Source organism: Bradyrhizobium sp. WYCCWR15520, from assembly GCF_056174665.1.
This window is the reverse complement of the sequence record NZ_JBWBWM010000024.1, coordinates 24,785-46,681: the sequence shown is the minus strand read 5'-3', so window position 1 is coordinate 46,681 and position 21,897 is coordinate 24,785. Positions and strand designations below refer to the sequence as shown.

The 21,897-nt window shown below is 59.4% G+C and carries 23 protein-coding genes and 1 pseudogene; 19 read left to right on the top strand and 5 right to left on the bottom strand.

The window, feature by feature from the left end; genetic code table 11:
* Nucleotides 1-606: 606 nt before the first annotated feature.
* Together AC0QUY_RS26140 and AC0QUY_RS26135 are read right to left on the bottom strand one after the other, a co-directional pair.
* Entirely contained in the window at nucleotides 607-921 is a 315-nt protein-coding gene (locus AC0QUY_RS26140; RefSeq protein ID WP_161856584.1) for a c-type cytochrome, read from the bottom strand.
* Nucleotides 922-1,657: 736 nt separating this feature from the next.
* Entirely contained in the window at nucleotides 1,658-2,266 is a 609-nt protein-coding gene (locus tag AC0QUY_RS26135; protein ID WP_475389077.1) for a DUF2269 family protein, read from the bottom strand.
* Between the two features lie 130 nt (nucleotides 2,267-2,396).
* On the opposite strand from AC0QUY_RS26135, the gene AC0QUY_RS26130 reads away from it, so the two are divergent.
* Both AC0QUY_RS26130 and AC0QUY_RS26125 read left to right on the top strand, forming a co-directional pair.
* Entirely contained in the window at nucleotides 2,397-2,849 is a 453-nt protein-coding gene (locus AC0QUY_RS26130; protein WP_475389076.1) for a pyridoxamine 5'-phosphate oxidase family protein, read from the top strand.
* Nucleotides 2,850-2,990: 141 nt separating this feature from the next.
* Nucleotides 2,991-4,061, top strand: coding sequence for a medium chain dehydrogenase/reductase family protein (locus tag AC0QUY_RS26125; RefSeq protein ID WP_475389075.1), 1,071 nt, complete (start codon nucleotides 2,991-2,993; stop codon nucleotides 4,059-4,061).
* A gap of 191 nt (nucleotides 4,062-4,252) precedes the next feature.
* Here the strand turns inward: AC0QUY_RS26125 and AC0QUY_RS26120 are convergent, their stop codons facing one another.
* Nucleotides 4,253-4,519, bottom strand: a complete 267-nt coding sequence (locus AC0QUY_RS26120) for an ethylbenzene dehydrogenase-related protein (protein WP_475389172.1) — start codon at nucleotides 4,517-4,519, stop codon at nucleotides 4,253-4,255.
* Between the two features lie 715 nt (nucleotides 4,520-5,234).
* On the opposite strand from AC0QUY_RS26120, the gene AC0QUY_RS26115 reads away from it, so the two are divergent.
* The 3 genes from AC0QUY_RS26115 (at nucleotide 5,235) to AC0QUY_RS26105 (ending at nucleotide 7,253) form a co-directional block, all read left to right on the top strand.
* The gene (locus AC0QUY_RS26115; RefSeq protein ID WP_161856585.1) at nucleotides 5,235-5,501 is read left to right on the top strand and encodes a 4Fe-4S cluster-binding domain-containing protein; all 267 of its coding nucleotides are present in this window, start codon (nucleotides 5,235-5,237) and stop codon (nucleotides 5,499-5,501) included.
* 344 nt (nucleotides 5,502-5,845) lie between these two features.
* The gene (locus AC0QUY_RS26110; protein ID WP_475389073.1) at nucleotides 5,846-6,247 is read left to right on the top strand and encodes an EF-hand domain-containing protein; all 402 of its coding nucleotides are present in this window, start codon (nucleotides 5,846-5,848) and stop codon (nucleotides 6,245-6,247) included.
* 346 nt (nucleotides 6,248-6,593) lie between these two features.
* Entirely contained in the window at nucleotides 6,594-7,253 is a 660-nt protein-coding gene (locus AC0QUY_RS26105; RefSeq protein WP_475389071.1) for a DUF6064 family protein, read from the top strand.
* Nucleotides 7,254-7,427: 174 nt separating this feature from the next.
* Here AC0QUY_RS26105 and AC0QUY_RS26100 read toward each other — a convergent pair.
* Nucleotides 7,428-7,722: pseudogene (locus AC0QUY_RS26100) on the bottom strand (c-type cytochrome).
* A 262-nt stretch (nucleotides 7,723-7,984) separates the two neighbouring features.
* Between AC0QUY_RS26100 and AC0QUY_RS26095 the strand changes: the two are divergent.
* Together AC0QUY_RS26095 and AC0QUY_RS26090 are read left to right on the top strand one after the other, a co-directional pair.
* A complete protein-coding gene (locus tag AC0QUY_RS26095) occupies nucleotides 7,985-9,196 on the top strand; it encodes an OpgC domain-containing protein (protein WP_161853595.1) in 1,212 nt (403 codons plus the stop codon).
* Between the two features lie 149 nt (nucleotides 9,197-9,345).
* Nucleotides 9,346-9,591 carry a hypothetical protein gene (locus tag AC0QUY_RS26090; protein ID WP_475389070.1) on the top strand — a complete coding sequence of 82 codons (246 nt, stop codon included), beginning with the start codon at nucleotides 9,346-9,348 and terminating at the stop codon, nucleotides 9,589-9,591.
* Between the two features lie 70 nt (nucleotides 9,592-9,661).
* Here AC0QUY_RS26090 and AC0QUY_RS26085 read toward each other — a convergent pair whose 3' ends face one another.
* A complete protein-coding gene (locus AC0QUY_RS26085) occupies nucleotides 9,662-9,910 on the bottom strand; it encodes a hypothetical protein (RefSeq protein ID WP_475389069.1) in 249 nt (82 codons plus the stop codon).
* Between the two features lie 143 nt (nucleotides 9,911-10,053).
* Here AC0QUY_RS26085 and AC0QUY_RS26080 point away from each other — a divergent pair, with 143 nt between their 5' ends.
* The 12 genes from AC0QUY_RS26080 (at nucleotide 10,054) to AC0QUY_RS26025 (ending at nucleotide 21,695) form a co-directional block, all read left to right on the top strand.
* Nucleotides 10,054-12,567 carry a heavy metal translocating P-type ATPase gene (locus AC0QUY_RS26080; RefSeq protein ID WP_475389067.1) on the top strand — a complete coding sequence of 838 codons (2,514 nt, stop codon included), beginning with the start codon at nucleotides 10,054-10,056 and terminating at the stop codon, nucleotides 12,565-12,567.
* Entirely contained in the window at nucleotides 12,564-12,941 is a 378-nt protein-coding gene (locus tag AC0QUY_RS26075; RefSeq protein ID WP_161853599.1) for a cupredoxin domain-containing protein, read from the top strand. Before AC0QUY_RS26080 ends, AC0QUY_RS26075 begins: the two co-directional genes overlap by 4 nt.
* Nucleotides 12,942-13,220: 279 nt before the next feature.
* Nucleotides 13,221-13,475, top strand: coding sequence for a DUF2933 domain-containing protein (locus tag AC0QUY_RS26070; protein WP_475389065.1), 255 nt, complete (start codon nucleotides 13,221-13,223; stop codon nucleotides 13,473-13,475).
* Nucleotides 13,472-14,146 carry a methyltransferase family protein gene (locus tag AC0QUY_RS26065; protein WP_161853601.1) on the top strand — a complete coding sequence of 225 codons (675 nt, stop codon included), beginning with the start codon at nucleotides 13,472-13,474 and terminating at the stop codon, nucleotides 14,144-14,146. The genes AC0QUY_RS26070 and AC0QUY_RS26065 overlap by 4 nt, the downstream gene beginning before the upstream one ends.
* Nucleotides 14,147-14,342: 196 nt before the next feature.
* Nucleotides 14,343-14,633 (top strand): hypothetical protein, encoded by a 291-nt coding sequence (locus AC0QUY_RS26060; RefSeq protein WP_475389063.1) that lies wholly within the window; start codon nucleotides 14,343-14,345, stop codon nucleotides 14,631-14,633.
* Nucleotides 14,634-14,730: 97 nt separating this feature from the next.
* On the top strand, nucleotides 14,731-15,231 hold the full coding sequence (locus tag AC0QUY_RS26055) for a hypothetical protein (protein WP_475389061.1): 501 nt from the start codon (nucleotides 14,731-14,733) through the stop codon (nucleotides 15,229-15,231).
* Nucleotides 15,209-16,084, top strand: coding sequence for a formate/nitrite transporter family protein (locus tag AC0QUY_RS26050; RefSeq protein ID WP_475389059.1), 876 nt, complete (start codon nucleotides 15,209-15,211; stop codon nucleotides 16,082-16,084). The genes AC0QUY_RS26055 and AC0QUY_RS26050 overlap by 23 nt, the downstream gene beginning before the upstream one ends.
* Nucleotides 16,085-16,096: 12 nt before the next feature.
* Nucleotides 16,097-16,888 (top strand): methionine adenosyltransferase, encoded by a 792-nt coding sequence (locus tag AC0QUY_RS26045; protein WP_475389057.1) that lies wholly within the window; start codon nucleotides 16,097-16,099, stop codon nucleotides 16,886-16,888.
* Entirely contained in the window at nucleotides 16,795-17,289 is a 495-nt protein-coding gene (locus tag AC0QUY_RS26040; RefSeq protein ID WP_475389170.1) for a methionine adenosyltransferase, read from the top strand. The genes AC0QUY_RS26045 and AC0QUY_RS26040 overlap by 94 nt, the downstream gene beginning before the upstream one ends.
* A gap of 97 nt (nucleotides 17,290-17,386) precedes the next feature.
* Nucleotides 17,387-18,094: an ABC transporter ATP-binding protein gene (locus tag AC0QUY_RS26035; RefSeq protein ID WP_475389169.1), complete on the top strand. Its 708-nt coding sequence runs from the start codon at nucleotides 17,387-17,389 to the stop codon at nucleotides 18,092-18,094.
* Nucleotides 18,095-18,098: 4 nt separating this feature from the next.
* Entirely contained in the window at nucleotides 18,099-20,462 is a 2,364-nt protein-coding gene (locus tag AC0QUY_RS26030) for an ABC transporter permease (protein ID WP_475389056.1), read from the top strand.
* A gap of 267 nt (nucleotides 20,463-20,729) precedes the next feature.
* Nucleotides 20,730-21,695 (top strand): efflux RND transporter periplasmic adaptor subunit, encoded by a 966-nt coding sequence (locus AC0QUY_RS26025; RefSeq protein ID WP_475389054.1) that lies wholly within the window; start codon nucleotides 20,730-20,732, stop codon nucleotides 21,693-21,695.
* The last annotated feature ends 202 nt before the right edge of the window (nucleotides 21,696-21,897 follow it).

Genomic DNA, 21,897 nt, shown 5'->3' with positions numbered 1-21,897 from the left:
TATATTATTCGGCGGTAGCAGGCGAGTGATCATCGCCTAACCAGACTCGAACCGACCACGCCGGTGGTTGCGCCTTCTGCAGTGTAGACTAACTGATCAATCGAAAACTCCGTCATTTGCGCCTTGACAATGGAGACTCGAGTTAGCGTTCGGCGCAAACTCTCGGTTCTCACAGGAATCCTTCAATGCCGACTTACAACGCCCTATCCGAACAATTATTGACGTGGGGGACATCGAACCGCGGTTTCGCCATAGCCGAGACGGAATTGGTCGATCTGTCAAATGTGACCGAACCCGCCTGAGTTCGGGGCCTTCCTCCAGATAGGCCCATCGATACCGGCGGCCCTAGCGCATGCGTCACCATCAGCGAATGTCGCTGCTGTTCATCGCAATGGTCTTGGGGTCCTAAGATACGTCAGCGCAGAGAGGTGATCTTCACGGAGTAACATCTGATCGAGGGTGTCCAGGCAAGGTGGAGGCTAAAACTGGACCTGATCGTTTTGGCAGTCACGGCGAGGTGTCGTGCCGAAGCCGTTCAGCACTGATGAGCGCGGTTGAAAATTCCGTCCCAATTCAATTGAACGTATGCCTAGCGCCGGCAGCGGCCTATCTTCGAAGCGATCCGATATAGGCGGCGATATCGCCTGCTTCGTTTCGGCTCAGCGGAAAATTTGGCATCTTAGGATGTGGCTCCAGCAGAAAGAACGCCAGTTTCTCGGCGCTGAAATCCGATTTTTGCGCTATTGCCGAGAACGGAGGAACATCTGCACTGGCCTGCTTCTGCTCGCTGCCGACGACGTGACAGGAAGCGCACCAGCGATTTGCGAGTTCTGCACCATGATCCGCATCGGCCGCCATCGCCGTCGATAGGGTCAAACTGATCATGCCAGCGACAAGAAACAGACCCCAGTCCCGGTTCATCCGCGTAGGGCGTTGTATTGACCTCAGAATTGACTGGTATCGCAGTCCGCTCATTCGATCACCCCTCTGGGCGCGCGGATTCGTTCGTGAGGTATCCTCGACGTGCCTTTGATATCGCTCAATGCGACGTTTGGCGAGACTCATAAAGTCACTAAAGTCGCCAACGAACCGCCTGAACGGGGGTGCCGACCGCTCGACGCAGGCGGCTTAGGAGTTGGGGCAGGCCGCGGCGGTTTTCGTCGGGGCTCCAACTAAATCGGGCGCCGGCCATGACTGTCATTTCCGTGCCCTTTTCGCGCCGTGCTCGTGATGCGATCAAGGTTCACCGAGAATGCCTCGGCATCGCGTGCATCGGTCGATCCAAGAGACTCAACGAGCAAGAGCAGGTGAAACGATCGCCGGGCCACGCTTGATAGGAACGTTTTGAATTTCTTTCGCAATCGGTCAGCGAGTTGCCCGCCGGTAGAGCCGGAGTTGATGCACAAGCTGGAAATGAGCCACCCACCTGATTCTTTCGACTGGACATCGCGCTATTGCGAGGGCTTTGCATAAGTTGGCGTCGGATGATTCTTTAGCGAGAGATTCGCTGCCCGATGGCGGAGCGGCAGATCGGTCAATTGAGCTTTACGGACGAGCTGGTGAGTGACGGTGCTCGGGCCAACGCGCCGCCGGAGCGGGTGTCAGAGCTGCTGCTGTTACTGCAGCATTGGTATGGGCTCACTGCGATGGATCTAGCTTAATCTGTTTGGATTTCGGCGCGCGGTTGATCCTCGCCGTTCCAGGGATGTATGCGCGGGATTGCGTAATTCAGTCCCGAAGCGACCGCCACCGCAAGCGCGGTCGCCCAGACAAATTGCATCCAGTCGCTTGGTCGCAGCGCACCAAGCGAGACAATCACCAGAAGTATCGGAATGTCCAAGAAATGCGTGAACGACGCGAGCTGCTCGCTACGCGCTCGCGCAAGCTCCGGGGTCACTCCTCCTGCGGCGATGGCCTGGCGCGTCAGGCGCCGCAGCCGCATGAAGTACAGGCGCGTGATCGTGTTCCCCTCGATGAATTCGAAGGCGAAGAGAAGGACCATTCCGGCAAGCCACGGGACACTCAGAAAGTCCCATCCACCGTGGTAGGAGACGATCAACCACGTGCCGCTGGTGAGCAGAATGAGCGCCCCCGGAACGACTAGCCCATCGTAGAACACGGCGATCAGGGTCACCGCCTGGGCGAAAAGCCTCAGGTCGCGCACTTGGCGCGAACGCATATCAGAGACGAAGACGCCGACGAGGCCGGCCGACATAAGCATGAGGCCGAGCAGATGGGCAAAGCGCAGTAGCAGGTAGGCGTCCATTGCACCACTCGTCCTCACGCCCCCGAGCGGCATACGAGAATGTCACATTGCCCCCAGAAAACGTTGAGATTCCTCAAAGGTGCCCATTCCACCGCTGCTAAAATAGTTGTTATTGATGTGGAGGCGATCGATGGATGACTCATTCAGGCGGAAAATCCTTGCGCTCCTGGATCAGCATCGCACCATGAGAATTGCGACGCTCCGGCCGGACGGGTGGCCACAGGTGACCACCGTGGGATATGCGAACGACGGCTTTGCGATCTACTTCCTCTGCGGCCCGGATAGCCAAAAAGCGTCGAACCTGGCGCGCGACGACCGCGTCTCACTGGCCATCGATGACGATCCCGCCCAGGTGATGGACATCACTGGGCTATCCATAGCGGCGCGGGCAAACATCGTGGCCGACCCAGCCGAAGCCGAAAAGGCCGTAGGGCTCCTGATGTCGCGGTACCCGGACCAGAAGGGGGTCGACCTACCGATACCGAAACCTTCCGAAGTCCGCATCTTCCGCCTGACACCGACGGTCATCTCTGTGCTCGACTACTCCAAGGGCTTTGGGCACACCGATCTCGTCGCCTGCTGAAGACACATCCGGGGGTGTCGCTGATCGAGCCGAGCCTTGACTGCGGCTACCGCATGCGGCGGAACAGCGGCTCGGTTGGCAAAACAGCCGCGGAACGTTTTCCTGCCCTGCGCTAGATCATGAGCTGCAAGGAGTCTGCCCATGGAGGAGCCGCGCAACCGGGTTGTTCAAGTCAGCCGCTTCGGCGGTCCCGAGGGGCTGGAGGTGGTCGACGCTCCGCTGCCGTCGGCCGGCCGGGGCGAGGTGCGGGTCCGCGTGCTCGCCTCGAGCGTGGTGTACACCGACGTCGTGATCCGGCGCCACCTCTACCCGCAAACGATGCACCTCCGGCCGCCGTTCGTGCTGGGCTATGACGTCGTCGGGGAAATCGATCAGCTCGGCGAGGGCGTGAGCGGTTTTCAGCTTGGCGAGCGCGTGGCCGATATGACGGTCGTGGGGTCGAATGCCGCCTATCGCACGCTCCGGGCCGACGGCCTGACCCGCGTGCCGGCGGGCGTCGACGCGGCGGAGGCGGCCACGCTGATCTTGAGCTGGACGACCGCATACCAGCTCCTACACCGCACGGCCCGGGTGCAACGAGGCCAGCGCGTGCTCGTGCATGGAGCCGCCGGCGCCGTCGGTCAGGCGCTGCTCACGCTCGGCCGGATGGCCGGGCTTGAGCTGTGGGGCACCGCGCGCGGCGACCACGCCGCGCTGGTCCGCGAGCTGGGCGCCATGCCGATCGACTACCAACGCGAAGACTTCACGCTCGTCCTGCCGGGCGGATTTGACGTCGTCTTCGACGGCATTGGCGAGGACGGCGGTCGCCGCTCGTTGGCGGCGCTCAAGCCCGGCGGCCAACTCTGCGCCTATGGCTACACGGCAGGCGTGCAGGCACAGCGTCGGATGCTCGCCATTCTGGTGTCGATGGCGCGCCTGTATCTGTGGGGGTGGCTGCCAGGCGGCAAGCGTGTCCGCTTCTACTCGATCAATGCGATGCGGGCGCGCCATCCGGTCTGGTTCCGGGAGGACCTGGAGCGGCTCTTCGAGCTGTTGGCTAGTCGCGCGATCCAGCCGCGCGTCGCCGAGCGGATTTCTTTCGATGAGGTCGCCGAGGCGCACCGCCGGCTCGAAGCGGGCGGTCTCGAGGGTAAGCTCGTCCTCTGCCCGGACCTCCCGCCGCGGCGCGACCGGACGCCACCTCAGCGCGAGCCGGACTCCACTTCCCTCTAGGCCACGCTTACGACCTTGCTCCGGGTGTCGGTTCGCAAATTTCGCGCGCAGTGATCGATGATGGTCCCGGCCGTGTTCCTGACCACGAGCGCTCGGATCAAGGAAGTTTGACAGCCTCGAAATCGGCCTTGGGGCCAAATCCGAGTGTCTTGACGAGCGACACGTGGTGACCGCGCGTCGTGATGTTGTCGTCATGCACGGCGAAAGCCCACGTTGTAGACGCCACCCTCCCCAAGGGGTTTGTCGTCATCATTCGTCAGACCGAGCGGGCGGACCATCATGTTGGTCCACAAGCCGTCCTTCCAGCTGGCGATCGCGTTATTGTCGGCTGCTGACCTCGCGGAATCCTCGCGGCTGATCGCGTAGTCGGAAATTAGATCGCCCGCTTTCCAACCTGCATTGGGGTCGAACGGCACCGCATTCTGCTCGCGGATCAGGAAGTGGTCGCTCTTGCGCAGTTGGTCGGCAGATATCGATTTGTGAATGCGTTTGAAGTCGAGGCATGTGAATTCCTGCGGTGAACCTTCGTCGCTTCAAAAATAGCAAATCTTCCAGTCTTTCCCCGGACATCGTTCTCCTATGTCAATTAAGGGGCAGGATCGCCATTTTAGGTGGCAGGTTGAGCGATGATCTCGCAAAAGGGGAATTGTTTGCCGTTTGATCGAGATCAATGCGGATGACGACTAGGTAGCTTGATTCTATTCCAAATAAAAAAGACTCCTCGTTCTCGAGGCGGACGATAAGGGCAAACAAGGGAGGGCGTAATAATGGAAACAGAATCCAATATTCGGCGCCAGTGGGGAAAGGTTTGTCCCGGATGCGGCGAGGAGGTGGTTGCTCCAGATCGGTCCGAATTTGTCAGCGAACGGCTTGTTCTCAATCTCTGGTCTTGCACGGAATGCGGTAATCGGTTCGAAACTGCGTGGACGCCCAAAGGGGTCGCACCAAAGCAAAGCGACATAGATTGGGAAGCGGTATTTCCGCCACTCTTGGTGGCTTAAAATTATCGCAGGCCAACAAAGATGGTTTTATGCCGTGAAGTTTCATCCGGCTGACACGCGAGCAGCAGCAGGATGTCATCAGCCGCACCTTCCACGACCCAGTCTGAGGGAGGGCTACCATGTCACATCTCGGAATCCTAGAGCCCGGTAACCGCCACGATCTACGCGTCGAATTTCCCCGAACGCGCCGGATAAAAGCCAGGCGCCGGAGGAGGCCGGCGGCGAATTCGGCTACGCCCATTCCTACGAGACCTCATCACGCTACGACGGGCCCGGCGTCCGGGTCGTCCTCTTCGTCTCGGGCTGCCTGCTGCGCTGCTCGTATTGTCACAACCCCGATACGTGGCATTTAAAAGATGGAACATACGTTCAGCGCAACAGATCATCGCTCGGTTCGGCGGCTTTGCGCCGGCACTACGCGCACTTGACGGCGGCCTGACTATTTCGGGCGGCGAGCCAATGGTGCGGCATGCCGGAACCGATACTTGCTGGCGCCAAGAAGATGGGTCTCCACACGGCAATCGAGACGTCTGGATATCTCGGAGATAAAATCGACCACAAATATCTGTTGCGTTCAAATGGAAGGCAATGAAGCTCGACTATCAGCACACCGGAACGCCCACTCCGACGCCCGAGCTTGTCAGTCGCGTGATCGGACAATTCCGCAACGCGGGCTGCAATGTCCGCTAGTCGGCTCAATAGCGCGGGGCGAACGATCTCGGTAGTCAATCACGGCAGCGTGTGCGGAACTAATCGGGGGATGATTTTCTGAGGAGGTTCGAAATGTACAGGCGCGTTTTAGGACTCACGATATCTGCTCTCATGCTGGCGTATGGTGCTGTCGGTGCGATTGCTCAGGACCGAATGATGTCTCAGTCAGATCAGCAACAAGCACAATCCCATCCCGTGGGTCACGAAGGGGCCGGCACGACTGGGCAAGGAGGTATGATGGGAGGAGGCATGATGGGTCGCGGCATGATGGGCGGGGGCGGAATGGGGCCCCCCATCATGTTGCGTATGATGTTCGCTCTGATGGACGGCGATGGCGACGGGACCATCTCATTAACGGAGTTTCAGGTGGCTCACGAGCGAATTTTCAAGGCAATGGACAGCAACAAAGATGGACGGCTTACCCAGGAAGAGATGCAAGCGTTTATGCACGGGAAATCGGTTCGGCAGCAGTAGGAAGTTCGATCGATCCCTTCCATGCCCGTTATCCTGAACGCTCTGAGAGCTCTGGGTGATTGGAAATTGTCTCAGTCGGCCGCGGCTGTGGAGCGTCGAGACCATGCGTGAACGAACGGCAGGTTTTGACGCAATGCGACGGTTCATTTTTTACGAGCAATAAAACGTCGCAAGAGCTTATCGATTCGCAATCAAAGCGGGCATCGGCTCGAAGCGGCGGACTGCCGGCGTTGTTAATCGGCCTCCCGTTCGGACCGCCTTCCTTATTTGGAAACGGCTGCCAACGTATTGAAATTGCTAGAGGGCGTTCTCGCGCCTTCATCCGAAGCGCAGGTGGAGCGTACCCATGTTGCCCTTTACGTCAGAGCAATTCCTTGGGGTGTTTGTGAATTACAACCAAGCCATTTGGCCTATCCAAATTGCAGCGTATGTGCTCGGCACCCTCTCAGTCGCATCACTCTTTCGGAAAACACGAGCCGCTGATCGCGTCATCACCGGGATTTTGGCCGCGATGTGGCTGTGGACCGGTGTTGCCTATCACGCACTTTCATTCTCCGCGATCAATAACGCTGCCTACATTTTTGCTGCGCTGTTCATCGTCCAGGGCTGCTATCTTGTTTATGCAGGCGTGTATCGCGATCAAGTTCGTTTTGGCCTGCGACCCATCCTAACGACCGGAGTGGGAATTTCCTTAGTGGCCTATGCAGCGATCGCTTATCCATTGATTGGCTTAGCCACTGGGCATCGTTATCCCGAAATGCCAATGTTCGGCGTCACGCCTTGCCCAATAACAATTTTCACGTTTGGAATGCTGCTGCTGACCTTGCGTCCTGTGCCGAGCTGGCTTTTTGTTGTTCCTTTCGTCTGGTCATTGATTGGTGGCAGCGCCGCCGCTCTCCTGAATGTGCCGCAAGACTGGCTTCTGCTCGTGAGCGGCTTCATCGCTTCGCTATCAATCTTTTTCCGAGATCGACATCGGACCCTACAGAGTACCCGGGCTGCGTAGGAGCAAGTTTGTGCACTTCTTCGACCGGGTCGAGCTATCAGCAAGTCGGGCCATATCCGCAATGCCGCGAAAACAGAAGCAAATTCCGAGCATTTGCTGCGCCACAATCGGCCACCGCGGCCCGCCGGCAGGAATGCGAAGAGAAAGCTCGACTGGAGCCGTGAACCGGTTCGCCTATTCGAGGGACAGATACGCCAGCAGGTTGCCAAGCTGGTCCGGCTCGAGCTGAAAGGCGGGCATGGTGGGATGGCCGGTTGAGATGACTTGGCCAGTGCCTCTACAAGGGTCTCGATCGGGTAACGCTCATGCAGCGTCCGAAACGGCGGCGCAATCTTGAGCCGGCTCGGCGAGACCCTGTCGATTGAATGACACTTCGCGCAATTCTTCAGCGCAAAGGTTAGCCGGGCTGCTCTTGAGGCGAAGCCGACTCTGCCGGCGTCAAGGTGGCGAGACTAAACGCCAGCATCATCAGAACTCGTCCCTTTGCAGCTCCGCCTCTGTGGAATGCGCCATTTACTCAGGACGTCGCAGGCAAAGATTAGGGACGATAGACCGGAGGTAGTCGTAATCCACCTCACCGATACAGGACCCCCCGGGCGGGGCCTTGATATACCTCAAGCAAGGCTTGCTGCTTGCGCCTATGATCGCCGAAGGGCTTCACAGGATAGATATTCCCGACTGCATCGATACTGCCGAAGTCTCGACGCCTGTCAAATGTGGGCTAGGAGTAAATGAAGGTCGAGCTTGCACTGCCACCGTCGAAGCGGGATTTGCGGCTAGATCTGTTCCGCGGCCTCGCCAACTGGCTGATGTTCCTTGGCCACGTCTCCACCAGCGTGCTGGCCTGGTTTTCGTTCCGGAATTACGGCTTCAGCGACGGCGCCGACCTGTTCGTGTTCATCTCCGGCTACACCTCGGCGCTCGTCTTCGGCAGACGAATGCTCGAGGGCGGCTTCGTCTTCGGAACGACAAGGCTGCTGCGGCGCGTGTGGCAGATCTACGCCGCCCACATCCTGCTGTTCGTGTTCTATCTGGCTTCCGTCCATTTGCTCTCAAACAGCTTCAACGCGCCCGGTCTCATAGACCGGTTCAATGTCGTGCCGCTGCTGAACGCACCGGTCGAAACCATCACGCAAGGGCTGTTGCTCCGGTACAAGCCGCTGAACCTCGACGTGCTGCCGCTCTACGTCGTCCTGATGGGTGCCTTTCCGCCGGTGCTCTGGCTGATGCTCAGGCACCGCAACTGGGTGATGCTGGGATCTGTATCGCTGTATTTCGCCGCCCGGCAATTAGGCTGGAATCTGCCCTCCTATCCATCGGGCGTTTGGTATTTCAATCCGTTCGCGTGGCAGCTTCTTTTCGTGCTTGGCGCATGGCTGGCGCTCGGTGGCGCCAATACGCTGCATTTCCTGGTGCGCTCCCGGGCCGTCCTCGTGGTCGGGCTGGCTTATTTGCTTTTTGCGGCCGTCATGACGCTATCCGGGCTGATACCGGAGCTTCAGACGTTGTTTCCGCGCGTTCTGTTCGACGCCTTCAACCCGAACGACAAGACCAATCTGGCGCCCTATCGCTTCCTGCATCTCGCCATCGTGATCATTCTGGGTGCGCGGTTCATACCGATCGATGCGGCAGGGCTGCAGGCTGCGATCTGGAAACCGCTGATCAAATGCGGCCAGCAATCCCTCGAAGTGTTTGCCGTCGGCATCTACCTTTCATTCATCGGGTATTTTATCCTGACGATGACTTCCGACGGGATTATCGCTCAATTGCTGGTTGGAACCGCCGGCATCGTAATCATGACGGCCGTCGCCTACTACCGGTCCTGGTCGAAGCGCGTTGAAAAATCTGCTCACGGCTATGCTAATCAGCCTGCTAACCAAAATCGTCACGCGCCGGCTGCCGAACTGGTCCAGCCAGATATTAAGTTAGTCGGCTCCGCCTGAAACCAGAGGACGATTACCGGCAACGAGCGGAGAATCGAACGGCGCCCAAACTGCCGGCGTGAATCTCCGGGATTCGATCCATCGCGATCAGATAATCACGCGACGCGATTCCATGTGCGCTTGCAGGGCGCGGACGAATGATTCGAGGGATGCTCGAATTCATGATGGCCGCCCGTCCGGTGCATTACCTCTATGCAGTCGGCATTCAGGCGCTCGTTGTCGACCAGACGTTCCGCAAGCACAAGCGCTTCAGACGGACCCTCCGACCGGACATCGACCTGACGCTGGAGACACTTGGAACTATGGCCATCGGAATTCAACAGATCCTTGTAGAAGGAAACGCGATAATCGTTCATCTCGCACTCCGATTCTTCCGTCACGCTCGGGCGGCGTAGCCTCAGGCTTCCAAATCTGCCAGCCGCTGGCGAACGCGGAGCGCGGGTGTTCTTAATGCCGTGGCCGACGTTACTTTGGCCCAATGTGATGGGGGTCGCTCCTCGGGCCGCCGCTGTAGTGATGGCTGCCGCGGGGGCCAGCCTTACCGGTGGTTACGCCGGTATCCTTCTTCTTGCCCATGTGATGAGGGTCGCTCCTCGGGCCGCCACTGTAGTGGTGGCCCGTTGTTTCGGTATCGGTCTTCTTGGTCTGGGCCATCGCCGGCAAGGCGACGAGCGAAAGCACAGTAGCGGCGACTAGGAGGTTGCGGGTGATCATGTCTGTTTCTCCGAGCTAGAGGACAGACTGAATTAGATCAGGGTGGCGGTTTCGCACTTTGCGGTAGATCAATTTGGCACGACTTTGAAAGACTGAAACTTCCAGCCCGTTAGGGAGCGGAGTTGCTACGACAGGAGATCGTCATGAGCGGGGACGCGCCAGTGTCAGTGTTGCGGTGCCGGGCGCGGCATAGAATCGAGCTTCGCATCGGTGGAATGACCTGCGCCCATTGCCCGCCGGCCATCGAGAAGGCTGTCGCGGCGGTGCCGGGGGTAAAGTCGGCAAGCGTCAACTCAAGCACCAGAATTGCGAGGATTGATTACGATCCTGCACGAACGAAGGTCTCGGACATACTTCATGCCATCCGTACCGTTGGATATACGGCAGGGACCGCCACGATGCGCGTTCCAATCCAGAACATGCATTGCAGCTCTTGCCTCGTTCGTGTCGAGCTTGCGCTGCAGATGACGCCTGGGGTTGTTGCGGCTCGTGCGAGCCTCGGAACCAATGCCGCGGATATCGAGTATCAACCGGAGAAAGCAGACTTTGCGACCATCCGAGAAACGATCGAGTCGGCCGGTTACCGGGTTGCCGAACCAAAAATCGACGCGAAAGCCGAGTTGCTCGATCCCGCCGAAGCAGCCAACGAGCAAGAATACCGCACATTGATGCGAAAGTTCTGGTTTGCAGCCGTGATTTCGGTTCCAGTTATGGCGCTAAGCTATCCCGATCTGGTTCCGGGTTTGCGGGATTGGATGCCGATGGGCAGCGAAACCCGCCGGATCGTTTGGGCGCTTCTCGGCGTGCTGAGTTTTCCCGTGCTTGTCTGGGCCGGTTCGCAATTCTTCGTCGGCATGTGGGACGCGCTGAAACATCGTGCCGCCAACATGCATACCCTGATCGCAGTCGGCATCAGCGCGGCCTTTGCCTATTCGGTCGTTACCGTTGCGTGGCCGCAAATCTTTCCGAGTATGGCACTTGCCGAGGTTTTCTGGGACGTCACCGATGTTGTCATTGCACTGGTCGTCCTCGGGCTTGCGCTTGAAATCAAGGCCAAGGGCCGAACCTCGCAGGCGATCAAGAAGCTGATTGGATTGCAGGCGAAGACTGCGCGCGTAATCCGCGAAAACAAAGAGATCGATATCGCCGTTGAAGAGGTGGTTGTCGATGACACGGTAGTCGTGAGGCCGGGCGACAAGATTCCCGTCGATGGTCGTGTGAACTCTGGCTCGAGCGCCGTGGATGAATCGATGATCACGGGGGAATCCATGCCTGTCGAGAAGCAGGTGGGCGACGAGGTGATCGGTGGTACGCTCAACAAGACGGGCAGCTTCCGCTTTACTGCAACCAAGGTCGGCAAGGACACCGCACTTGCAACGATCATCAACATGGTCAAGGACGCGCAGAGCTCGAAGGCCCCGATCCAGCGCGTTGTAGATACGGTGTCCGGCTATTTCGTGCCATCGGTGATGATCCTGGCGGTTCTGGCCGCGATCGTCTGGTACGATTTTGGACCGGAACCGCGACTTGTATTTGCAATCGTGGTTTTCGTGACGACCCTGATCATTGCCTGCCCGTGCGCGCTCGGTCTCGCCACGCCAACTTCTCTAACGGTTGGAATCGGCAAAGGAGCTGAGAATGGGATTCTGATCCGGTCGGGTGACGCACTTCAGGCCGCCGAAAGGCTCGATGCCGTCATTCTCGACAAGACCGGAACCATCACCAAGGGCGAGCCGGCGCTTACGGATGTGGTCGTTACCAAAGGTTACGACGAAGCAGAAGTGCTCCGCCTGACGGCGTCACTGGAGCGCGGGTCCGAGCATCCCCTCGGCGAGGCAATCGTAAGGGGAGCTAGGGCCCGTGACCTGAAGCTTTCTGATGCGACTGAATTTTCCGCTATTCCCGGACACGGCGTCGGCGGCAAGATCGATGGCCGTGGAGTCTTATTTGGCAACGCCAAGCTGATGCGCGATCGCGGAATCGCAATCGATATGCTGGAAGGGGATTGGGGCCGTCTGGCCAATGAAGGCAAGACGCCAATGTATGTCAGCGTTGACGGCAAGTCCGCCGGACTGGTGGCGGTCGCCGATACGGTGAAGCCGGATTCGAAGGCCGCGATCGACACCTTGAAGGCGCTCGGTATCGAAGTCGTGATGCTCACCGGCGACAATGAACGGACCGGACGCGCTATTGCGAGGCAGGTTGGCATCGAGCGGGTGCTGGCTGAGGTCTTGCCCGATGACAAAGCTCACGAGGTGCAGAAGTTGCAGCTCGAAGGAAAGTCGGTCGGGATGGTCGGCGACGGCGTCAACGATGCTCCGGCGCTGGCTCAGGCTGATGTGGGCTTTGCGATAGGGACGGGCACCGACGTCGCCATCGAAGCCAGCGATGTCACCCTGATCAGAGGGAGCCTGATAGGCGTTGTGACCGCAATCGAGATCAGCCGCGCAACCATGAGGAATGTGCGCCAGAACCTGGTTGGCGCATTCGGCTACAATGCCCTCGGCATTCCCGTAGCAATGGGCGTGCTTTATCCCTTCATGGGACTTCTGCTCTCGCCCCTGATTGCCGCGGCCGCCATGGCATTCAGCTCGGTTACCGTTGTAACCAATGCCAACCGGCTTCGACTGTTTAATCCCCGGAGGACCGCATCATGAGCCCCGATCGTTGGATCGCTACGGCGGCCGGCTTGGCGCTGATCGCATTTATCGTCTGGTTTTTCTGGCTTAAACGCTCGACGGGGTTTCGCGCCAGCGAAACCACGGGCGGCTACCAGGAAGCAATGATTTTGGTAAAGGGGGGCTATACGCCCGACACCATCATTGTTCGAAGCGGGCGGCCTGTCCGGCTGAACTTCCGGCGGGAAGAGACGGCGTCCTGTTCGGACAAGGTGATCTTCGCCGACTTCCAGAAGAGTGCCGACCTCCCCACAGGGCAGACTGTCGCCGTGGAGTTACTGCCGAAGTCGCCCGGCGAGTTTGGCTTTGGCTGCCCGATGGGGATGTTCCGGGGGAAGCTGGTCGTTGAGTAGCTTTGCGCACTGATGATCCTGTTCTTGGACGCAGGGTCGTCGGCGAGAGTGGCTCGGCTTTAAGTCCGGCTTCGAGTTTCTTCAGGTGCCGATATTGCAGGCTTGGGACCGATGATGCCGTCGGCAAGCTTGCAAACGCGGGCAAGCAGAATGCCGAAGCATCGTATTCACCCCAGCGTTCGTAGTCCGAGCCTCGATTGCGGACTAATGCCTCTTGATCTGAGTCAAAACGGCATCTTCGAATCAACCTAGATTGCCATCGGTTAGGAGGAATTGCCGATGTCAGTGCAAGATCATTCCAGCCATCAAGAGCCCACCCGCGCGGGAATGTCCATGAAATCGCGCGTGGGGCTGGTCCTGGTCGGGTTCCTGATCATCGCCGGCGCGCTCCTGTTCACCGAACATCAGGCCCATGTTTTGGGATTGCTGATCTGGTTGCCGCTGCTCGCCTGTCCATTGATGCACATGTTTATGCACGGCGGACACGGTCGTCACGGAGGTCGTCAACACGATAGCGACGGGAGATTGTCATGAGCGGGGACGCGCCAGCCTATGGCCTATGGGGTCTTGTCATTATCAATTCAGCGGTCTTTATCCTGTTTGCCTATAGCTTCTTCAAGCCTCAGACGCCGCGGGATTGGCGTTCGTTCAGCGCCTTCAGTGGCTTTCTGGTGGCATTGTTCGCGGAGATGTACGGCTTCCCACTGACGATCTATTTTCTGTCTGGTTGGCTGCAGTCGCGCTTTCCGAGCATCGATTGGTTCTCGCATGACGCGGGTCATTTGCTGGAAATGATGTTCGGCTGGAAGACCAATCCGCACGCAGGTCCATTCCACATCCTGAGCTTCGTGTTCATCGGCGGAGGGTTCATCCTGATCTCCACCGCCTGGAAAGTTCTCTATGACGCGCAGCAGACGCGTTCGCTCGCCACCACCGGTCCTTACAGCTACGTGCGTCATCCGCAGTATGTCGGATTCATCCTGGTGATGTTCGGCTTCCTGCTGCAATGGCCGACCATCCTGACGCTCGCGATGTTTCCCGTGCTGACGGTGATGTATGTCAAGCTGGCGCGAAGCGAGGAGCACGACGCCAGGTCCGAGTTCGGCGAAGCGTACGCCAAATATGCCGCCGAGGTGCCCGGATTTATTCCGAAGCTTGGACGGCTCCTGGGCCAGCCTCCCACAGACGAGTATCGGCATGGTTAGCTGTTCGCGACGGCAAGCTATTGCGGCGGCTCTTCGCGCTCTCTGTGTTGGCGCGCTGCCGCTCGTTTGGAGCGATGTCGCTGCAGCGCAGGACACGCGGCAATCCAAAACGGCCGGCGGGATGACGGTCTATCTCGGTGTCGTGCCGGCGGAGATTGTGAAAGGGTTGGGAGCAGCCGGCCACGAGTAAGAGCCGATGCACGGCCGCGTCCCAAAAGGCTCGCATGCGTATCACGTTGTCGCCGCCGTGTTCGATTCCGCGAGCGGTGCCAGGGTGGCGGATGCGGCAGTCAAGGCTCAGGTTTCCGGGATCGGTCTCTCTGGCATCAAGAAGTATCTCGATCGGATGGAAATCGCGAACACCACCAGCTATGGCGGGTTTTTCGATTTGCCCGGGCGCGACCTCTATACGATCAGGTTGACAATCGAGCGCCCCGGTCAGCCGAAACCGGTTGATCTGGAATTCAAGTACGACCATAGGCGCTAGTCACGGGAGCTTGGCATGCGACCTTCTTCGACCGGTTGCTTTAAAAATTTTCGCTGCGCGCGTGAGCGGAGCTACCGCTGCTTCTATCGGGACTGCCATGGAACCTGATCACAGGTCTTGGGCGCCCTCATCGATCGTCCTGGCGACGGCAGGCGTAACTCTGATTGGCACCGGGTTTTATTTCCTTCTCCTGCGCCCGCCGCTGTTGCCCGAAGACATCCGTTACATGGCATTGCCGCCGGCGCAGTTCGATCCCCGGCTGGAACTGTGGCTCACCCATGTCTTCCGGGTCATGGGGGACTACGTCCTGGCGACCGGCGTATTGATTGTTACATTGGCCGTGACGTCATTTCGCCAGCATTCGACGCCCGCAGCCATCGGCGCGCTGATCGGAGGCGCTGCCTCGATCGGCTGGATGGCCGTAGTCAACTTCCTGATCGATTCGGACTTCAAATGGGTTCTGCTGGCAATGGCATTGCTATGGGACGCCAGCCTTGTGCTGTTCTGGGTGGAGAAGCCCAACGCGCGTGCGTTCCTGATTATTGCAACGGATCGCCACAACTGCCGAGGCGCTGATGCTGGACGCGGGAAATCATAATTCGATCGATGCGCTGTTGCCGTCGGAAATGGCGGAGCGGGCGGAGCAGATCGGCGTGCAGAAGACCCGCCTCGATACACTGAGCTTGATTGCGCTCGCCGTGCTCGCCGGCGCTTTCGTCGCTTTCGGCTCAATGTTTTCGGTTGTCGTTATGGCGGGCGCTGAGAGCAACCTGCCTTACGGTTTCACACGCCTTTTAGGCGGCACGGTCTTTTCGCTTGGCCTCATCCTGGTCATCGTCGGAGGCGCGGAGCTATTTACCGGCAACAATCTCATGGTGATGGCGTGCGCAAGCGGCCGCATTCGGGCGAGCGAGCTGTTGCGGGCATGGGCATTTGTGTACGTTGGCAACTTTGTCGGCGCCATTGCAATTGGTTTTCTCGTGTTCCTGTCCGCGGGATATGACCATGGGAACGGCGCAGTCGGTCTTACGGCGCTGGCGAGTGCCAACGGCAAGGCGTCCCTGTCGGGCCTGCAGGCCCTCATTCACGGAATCCTCGCGAATATCCTCGTTTGTCTGGCGACCTGGCTCTGCTACAGCGCGCGCACAACGACGGACAAGATCCTGGCGATCATCTTCCCGATCGCGGCATTCTCGGCCGCTGGATTTGAGCATTCGATTGCCAATATGTACTTACTCACGTTCGCGCTGCTGACCAAGCTCTGGGCGGCAACTACGTTCTGGGGCGCGATTGGGAAAAACCCGTCCGCGTTCCCGCACCTGACCGTGTTCGGTGCACTCATGAATCTGCTGTGGGTGACGATCGGCAACATGATCGGGGGTGTGGTGGTCGGTATCACCTACTGGTTCATCTATCTGCGAAAGCCCGAAAGCGGGAGTTCACGCGGCTGAGAGGTCACCGCCATGCTTCCCATCATGATTTCGCCGCTGCGGACGATCGATGATGTCGAAATCGTCGAACGCAAGGGGTTTGGTCATCCGGACACGATCTGCGACGCCTTGGCGGAAATGCTCTCCCGCAATCTTTGTCGCGAGTATCAGCACAGATTTGGTCGCGTGCTCCACCATAACGTCGACAAGGCGCTGTTGAGCGGAGGCGAGGCTGCGCCGGCGTTTGGGGGCGGGAGCCTCATTGCTCCGATCAGGATATTCCTGGTCGGCCGCGCCATCACCACCGCGGGCAACGAGGCCATTCCGGTCGATGAAATCGCGATCGAAGGCTCGCGTGCATGGCTGACGGAAAATCTCCACGCGCTCGATGTGGAACGCCACGTCCGCATCGAAACTCTGGTTCACCAGGGATCGCAGGATTTGCAGGGGCTGTTTTCCAGGAAAGGCAGGCAAGGCGTTCCGCTCGCCAATGACACCTCGTTCGGGGTCGGCCACGCGCCGTCGAGTGCGCTGGAGCGCTTGGTGCGCGCCATCGAACGAGGGCTGCATGGCCGGGACCGCGGGCGTGATCATCCGGCATGGGGCGAAGACGTCAAGGTGATGGCCGTTCGCAACGGCAGCCGCCTTGATCTGACCGTCGCCTGTGCGATGATCGGAGGGTTTCTTGCCGGGATCGGGGACTATCTGGAACAAAAGGCCCAACTCGCTGCCTGGGTCCGCGAAATCGCCGGCAGACACGGATTTCCGGATGCGATGTCACCGTCAATGCCGCGGACGATGCATCGTCGGGGAGCGTCTATCTGACGGTCACCGGCACCTCGGCCGAGTCAGGGGATGACGGACAGGTAGGCCGGGGCAATCGCGTCAACGGTTTGATCACGCCGTGCCGACCGATGAGCCTTGAGGCGGCGGCCGGTAAGAACCCAGTCAGCCACGTCGGGAAGATCTACAACGTTCTCGCCGCGCAGCTGGCGGAGGCTATGGTGGCGAGCTTTCGGCACATCGTCGAAGCACGGTGCCTGATCGTCAGCAAAATTGGCGCACCTGTGTCGGAGCCTGCTCTGATCAGCGTTCAACTTGCCACACCGGAGCAGTTGCCGCTCGACCAGTTGAGAGGCCCTGTGAAGGACCTCGTCGCAGACCATCTGAACCGAATTTCGGAACTGATCAGGCAAATGGTGGCCGGGAACGTGGATGTATTCTGACCGTTCGCATCCAGCATTCTTAAGGATTGTGCCTGCTATCAGAAATCTTGCTGATTTAGGTCAAGTTCCTCGGATGAAGCTGGTTCAAGTTAGCGCCATGTCCGAAGCGATCTTTACAGCCACGGCCCTGACCAAGACCTACGTCTCCGGCGATGTGCAGGTTCATGCGCTGAACAACGTCGATCTGGAGATCTCCGAGAAGGAAGTGGTCGTGCTGCTTGGCCCGTCCGGCAGCGGCAAGACCACGCTGCTCAACATCATGGGCGGACTCGATCATCCGACTAGCGGTGAGCTGTTCTTTAAGGACCTCGAGCTGACTGGCCTGAGCGACCGCGAGTTGACAGATTACCGGCGCCGGCACGTCGGATTTGTGTTCCAGTTCTACAACCTCGTTCCCAGCCTGACCGCTTATGAAAACGTTGCACTGGTAACCGAGATTTCGGAGCGGCCAATGCGTCCGGCCGAAGCCCTTGAGCTGGTAGGGCTCGAAGGGCGTATGCATCATTTTCCAGCCCAGCTTTCGGGTGGCGAGCAGCAGCGTGTTGCGATCGCCCGCGCCATCGCCAAGCGTCCCGCGGTGCTGTTGTGCGACGAGCCCACGGGCGCGCTCGACTCGAAAACCGGAATCAAGGTCATCGAGGCGCTGCTCGGCGTCAATCGTCAGCTCGGCACCACGACGCTGATCATCACCCACAATGCAAGCATCCAGCAGGTTGCGGACAGGGTCTTGTTCTTCGCTGATGGCCGGATATCGAGGATCCAGCGAAACGAAACGCGCCGCGAGGCGGCGCAGTTGGTCTGGTGACATCATGTCGGCGCTCGACATCAAGCTCTTTCGCGATGCGAGGCGCTTGTGGGCGCAGGTGCTGGCGATTGCGCTGGTGATCGGCGGCGGGGTGGCGACGCTGATCCTCGCGGTCGGCTCACACCGCTCGCTCGATGAAACCCGGATTGCCTATTACGAGCGATACGCATTCGCCGATGTTTTTGCGCTGGCCAAGCGTGCGCCCAAGGCGCTGGTGGACCAGATCGCGCAAATTCCGGGCGTGACCGCAGTCGATGCGCGCATTGCAAGGCTCGCATTGGTCGACGTGCCCGGATTTTCCGAACCTGCCAGCGCGCAATTCGTCTCGCTGCCGGATAGCGGCGAGCTCACGCTCAATCGGCTCTATCTGCGCGCCGGGCGTTTCCCTGAACCCGGACGGGCGGAAGAGGTGGTAGTCAACGAGAGTTTCGCCCAGGCGCATGGCTTTACACTTGGCGCCGGCTTTTCCGCCATCTTGAATGGCAGGAAGCGCCAGCTCGTCATCGTTGGTACGGCGCTGTCTCCCGAGTTCATTTACACGGTGGGACCTGGAGACCTGATGCCGGACGACCGCCGCTATGGCATCGTATGGATGTCGGAAAAAGCACTTGCGAGCGTCTACGATCTCGACGGTGCATTCTCTTCAGTCTCCGTCAAGCTGCAACGCGGCGCGTCGGAGTCAGAGGTTATCGCGCGGCTTGATTCCCTGCTGGACGCCTACGGCGGGCAAGCGGCCCACGGCCGCAAGGATCAGACCTCGCATGCCTGGCTCGACCATGAGCTTGATATGCTCAACAACATGAGCCGGACGCTGCCCCCGATTTTCCTTTTGGTGTCGGCGTTTCTCGTTAACCTCACGCTCAGCCGGCTGGTGGCGCTGGAGCGCGAGCAGATTGGGCTGCTGAAAGCCTTGGGTTATCGCGACAGCAGCATTGCATTGCACTATCTGAAGTTTGTGGCGCTCATCGTTCTGATCGGAATTGTGATCGGCAGCGTGGTCGGGACGCTGTTGGGATTGCGCGTCACCGCGCTATTCGGCGATTTTTTTCATTTTCCGTTCCTTCTGTTCGCTCGATCACCGGATCTTTATGCGATCGCGGGCGCGTTAAGCGCCGCCGCAGCCATCGTTGGTGCAATCCGCGCACTAAGGGAGGTTGTGAAGCTGCCGCCGGCAATCGCGATGCAGCCGCCCGCGCCACCGAGTTTTCACCGCCTGGTGCCCGTAACATTTTCGCTGGACCGAATCGTTTCGCAGCCGACGCTGATGATGCTCCGCAACATCTCGCGCCATCCGGTCAGAGCCGCGTTCACGACCCTCGGAATGGCGCTTGCGACCGCAATACTCGTGGTATCGCTGTTTACCCGCGACACCATGGAGCAGCTGATCGACGTTACCTACTTTCTGGCTGATCGGCAGGATGCGACGATCGGCTTTGTCGAGAAGCGGACCGAGAATGTTGTCCTGCAGGTGGCGCGACTCCCTGGCGTGCTTGCAGCAGAACCGTTTCGAGAAGTTCCGGTGCGGATCCGGCACGGCAATGTAGAGCGTCGCGTCACGATCAGCGGCCGCCGTCCAGAGTCCGATCTCAGGCGCATCATCGATGTCGATCTGCGGCCGGTGGTGCTTCCCGCAACAGGTCTAGCGATCTCCAGCATGCTCGGGGATATCCTGGGCGTCGGGGTCGGAGATTCGGTGGAGGTCGATCTGCTGGAAGGGGCGCGGCGAACGACATCCCTGCAGGTCGTGGCGCTGGTAGAGGACTACTTTGGTATCCGGGGCATGATGGACATGCAGGCTCTGGCGCGCCTGATGCGCGAAGGGCCTGTCGTGAACAGTGTCAACCTCAGCTTGGACGATAATCGCAGAGACGAATTCTACGCCGCCATCAAGGCGATGCCGGCGGTAAGCGGAGTGGCGCTGCAGAGGGTTTCGCTGGCAAATTTTCGCAAGACGGTCGCACTCCTCATCACCACCATGGCCAGCATTTACACGGGACTCGCGGCGGTCATCGCGTTCGGGGTTGTCTATAACAACGCGAGAATCTCGCTCTCGGAACGGGCGCGGGAACTGGCGAGCTTGCGGGTGCTCGGCTTCAGGCGCGGTGAAGTCCTGCGCATCCTGCTGCTCGAACTGGCGATCCTGACCCTGATCGCCCAGCCGCCGGGATGGGCCGTGGGTTACGGCCTGGCGTGGATCATGAAAACCAATCTGGCCGGCGAGCTGATGCGTGTGCGTCTGGTCGTCGAGCATTCGACCTATGTAAGCGCAAGCGCGGTCGTCCTTCTGGCGGCTATTGCATCGGCCTTCATCATCCGAGAGCGCATCAACCGACTGGACCTCGTGGCCGTCCTCAAAACGCGGGATTGACCGATGCCGGCAAACTGGACGAAGCGGATCATAGGCATTGTTATCGTCAGCGCGATCGCCGCGCTGTTGGCGTGGTTTGCCTGGCCGCGGCCGCTCGCTGTCGATCTTGCAACCGTCGCAAGAGGGCCGCTCGAAGTAACCGCCGACGACGACGGCAGGACCAATGTGCGGCACATCTACACGGTATCAGCGCCTGTTGGCGGCAAGGTTCTAAGAATTTCCCACCCTATGGGTATGAAGGGTTCCTCGCTCCATGTCGGAGACCAGGTGACCGCCAACGAGACCGTCGTCGCGCTCATGCAGCCGACGCCGCCGAGCTTTATCGACGTGCGCTCTCGCGATCAGCTTGAAGCGGAGGTGATCGCGGCGGACGCTTCAATCCAGCAGCAAGCTGCCGAAATCCGTCGGCTCGAAGCTGCGCTCGATTTTGCCCGTACCGAATTCCAGCGAGCGCAGGCACTGGCGCGGACGCAAACGATCTCCACTCAGGCCTTTGACAAAGCTAGATTTGAAGTCGCCAGCAACGAAGCCGCGCTGGCGAGCGCGAAGGCCCAACTGGACTTCCGCCGCAACATGCGGACAAGCCTCGCCGCACGATTGATCGACCCATCCAACGTGGCTGCGCCGACAGATCCGGCGTGCTGCGTGCGGGTGCTTGCTCCGGCCAGCGGGCGGATCCTGAAGATCGTACAGGATAATGAAACGGTGGTTCCGCCTGGTGCGCCGTTGGTCGACATCGGTGATCCGAACGACCTTGAGGTCGTAGCCGATCTGCTGTCCACCGACGCGGTGCAGATCAAGGTCGGTGCGCCGGTCCGGATCGACGGGTGGGGCGGCCCGGCGGTTCGGGGCAAGGTGGTCCGTGTCGATCCGGCCGGTTTCCTCAAGGTGTCGGCCCTCGGCATCGAGGAGCAGCGGGTTCGCGTTACCATCGACTTCGTCGACCCGCCGGAGCTTTGGTCACGGCTGGGGCACGATTACCGGGTCATCGTACGTGTAACCATCTGGAGCGCGGATGACGTTCTGACGGTGCCCGTGAGTGCGTTGTTTCGAAAGGGAGAAGACTGGGCGTTGTTCGCTGTCGAGGACGGCCGCGTGCGTCTAACGTCGGTCAAGATAGGCCATCGCAACAACCGCATGGCGGAAGTGCTGGAGGGCTTGGCCGCGGGACGACAGGTGGTTCTCCATCCCAGCGATAAAATCTCTGATGGGGTCCGCGTTGCCCAAAGGTAGGTTTGGCAATTAACCTCTTTGTTCGCTCTCACATGGTTTGACGATCGATGAAGACCCTAACCCCGAAATTGGTGAAGTGGGCAGTGCTTCTATACGCAAAAAAAGATGGCAAGACCGTGTACCGCCTGGCGCTCCAAGACGTGCCGGTCGACGGATTCTGGTCGATCAGCGTGTACAACCGAAAGGGCTTTTCGAGAAGAAC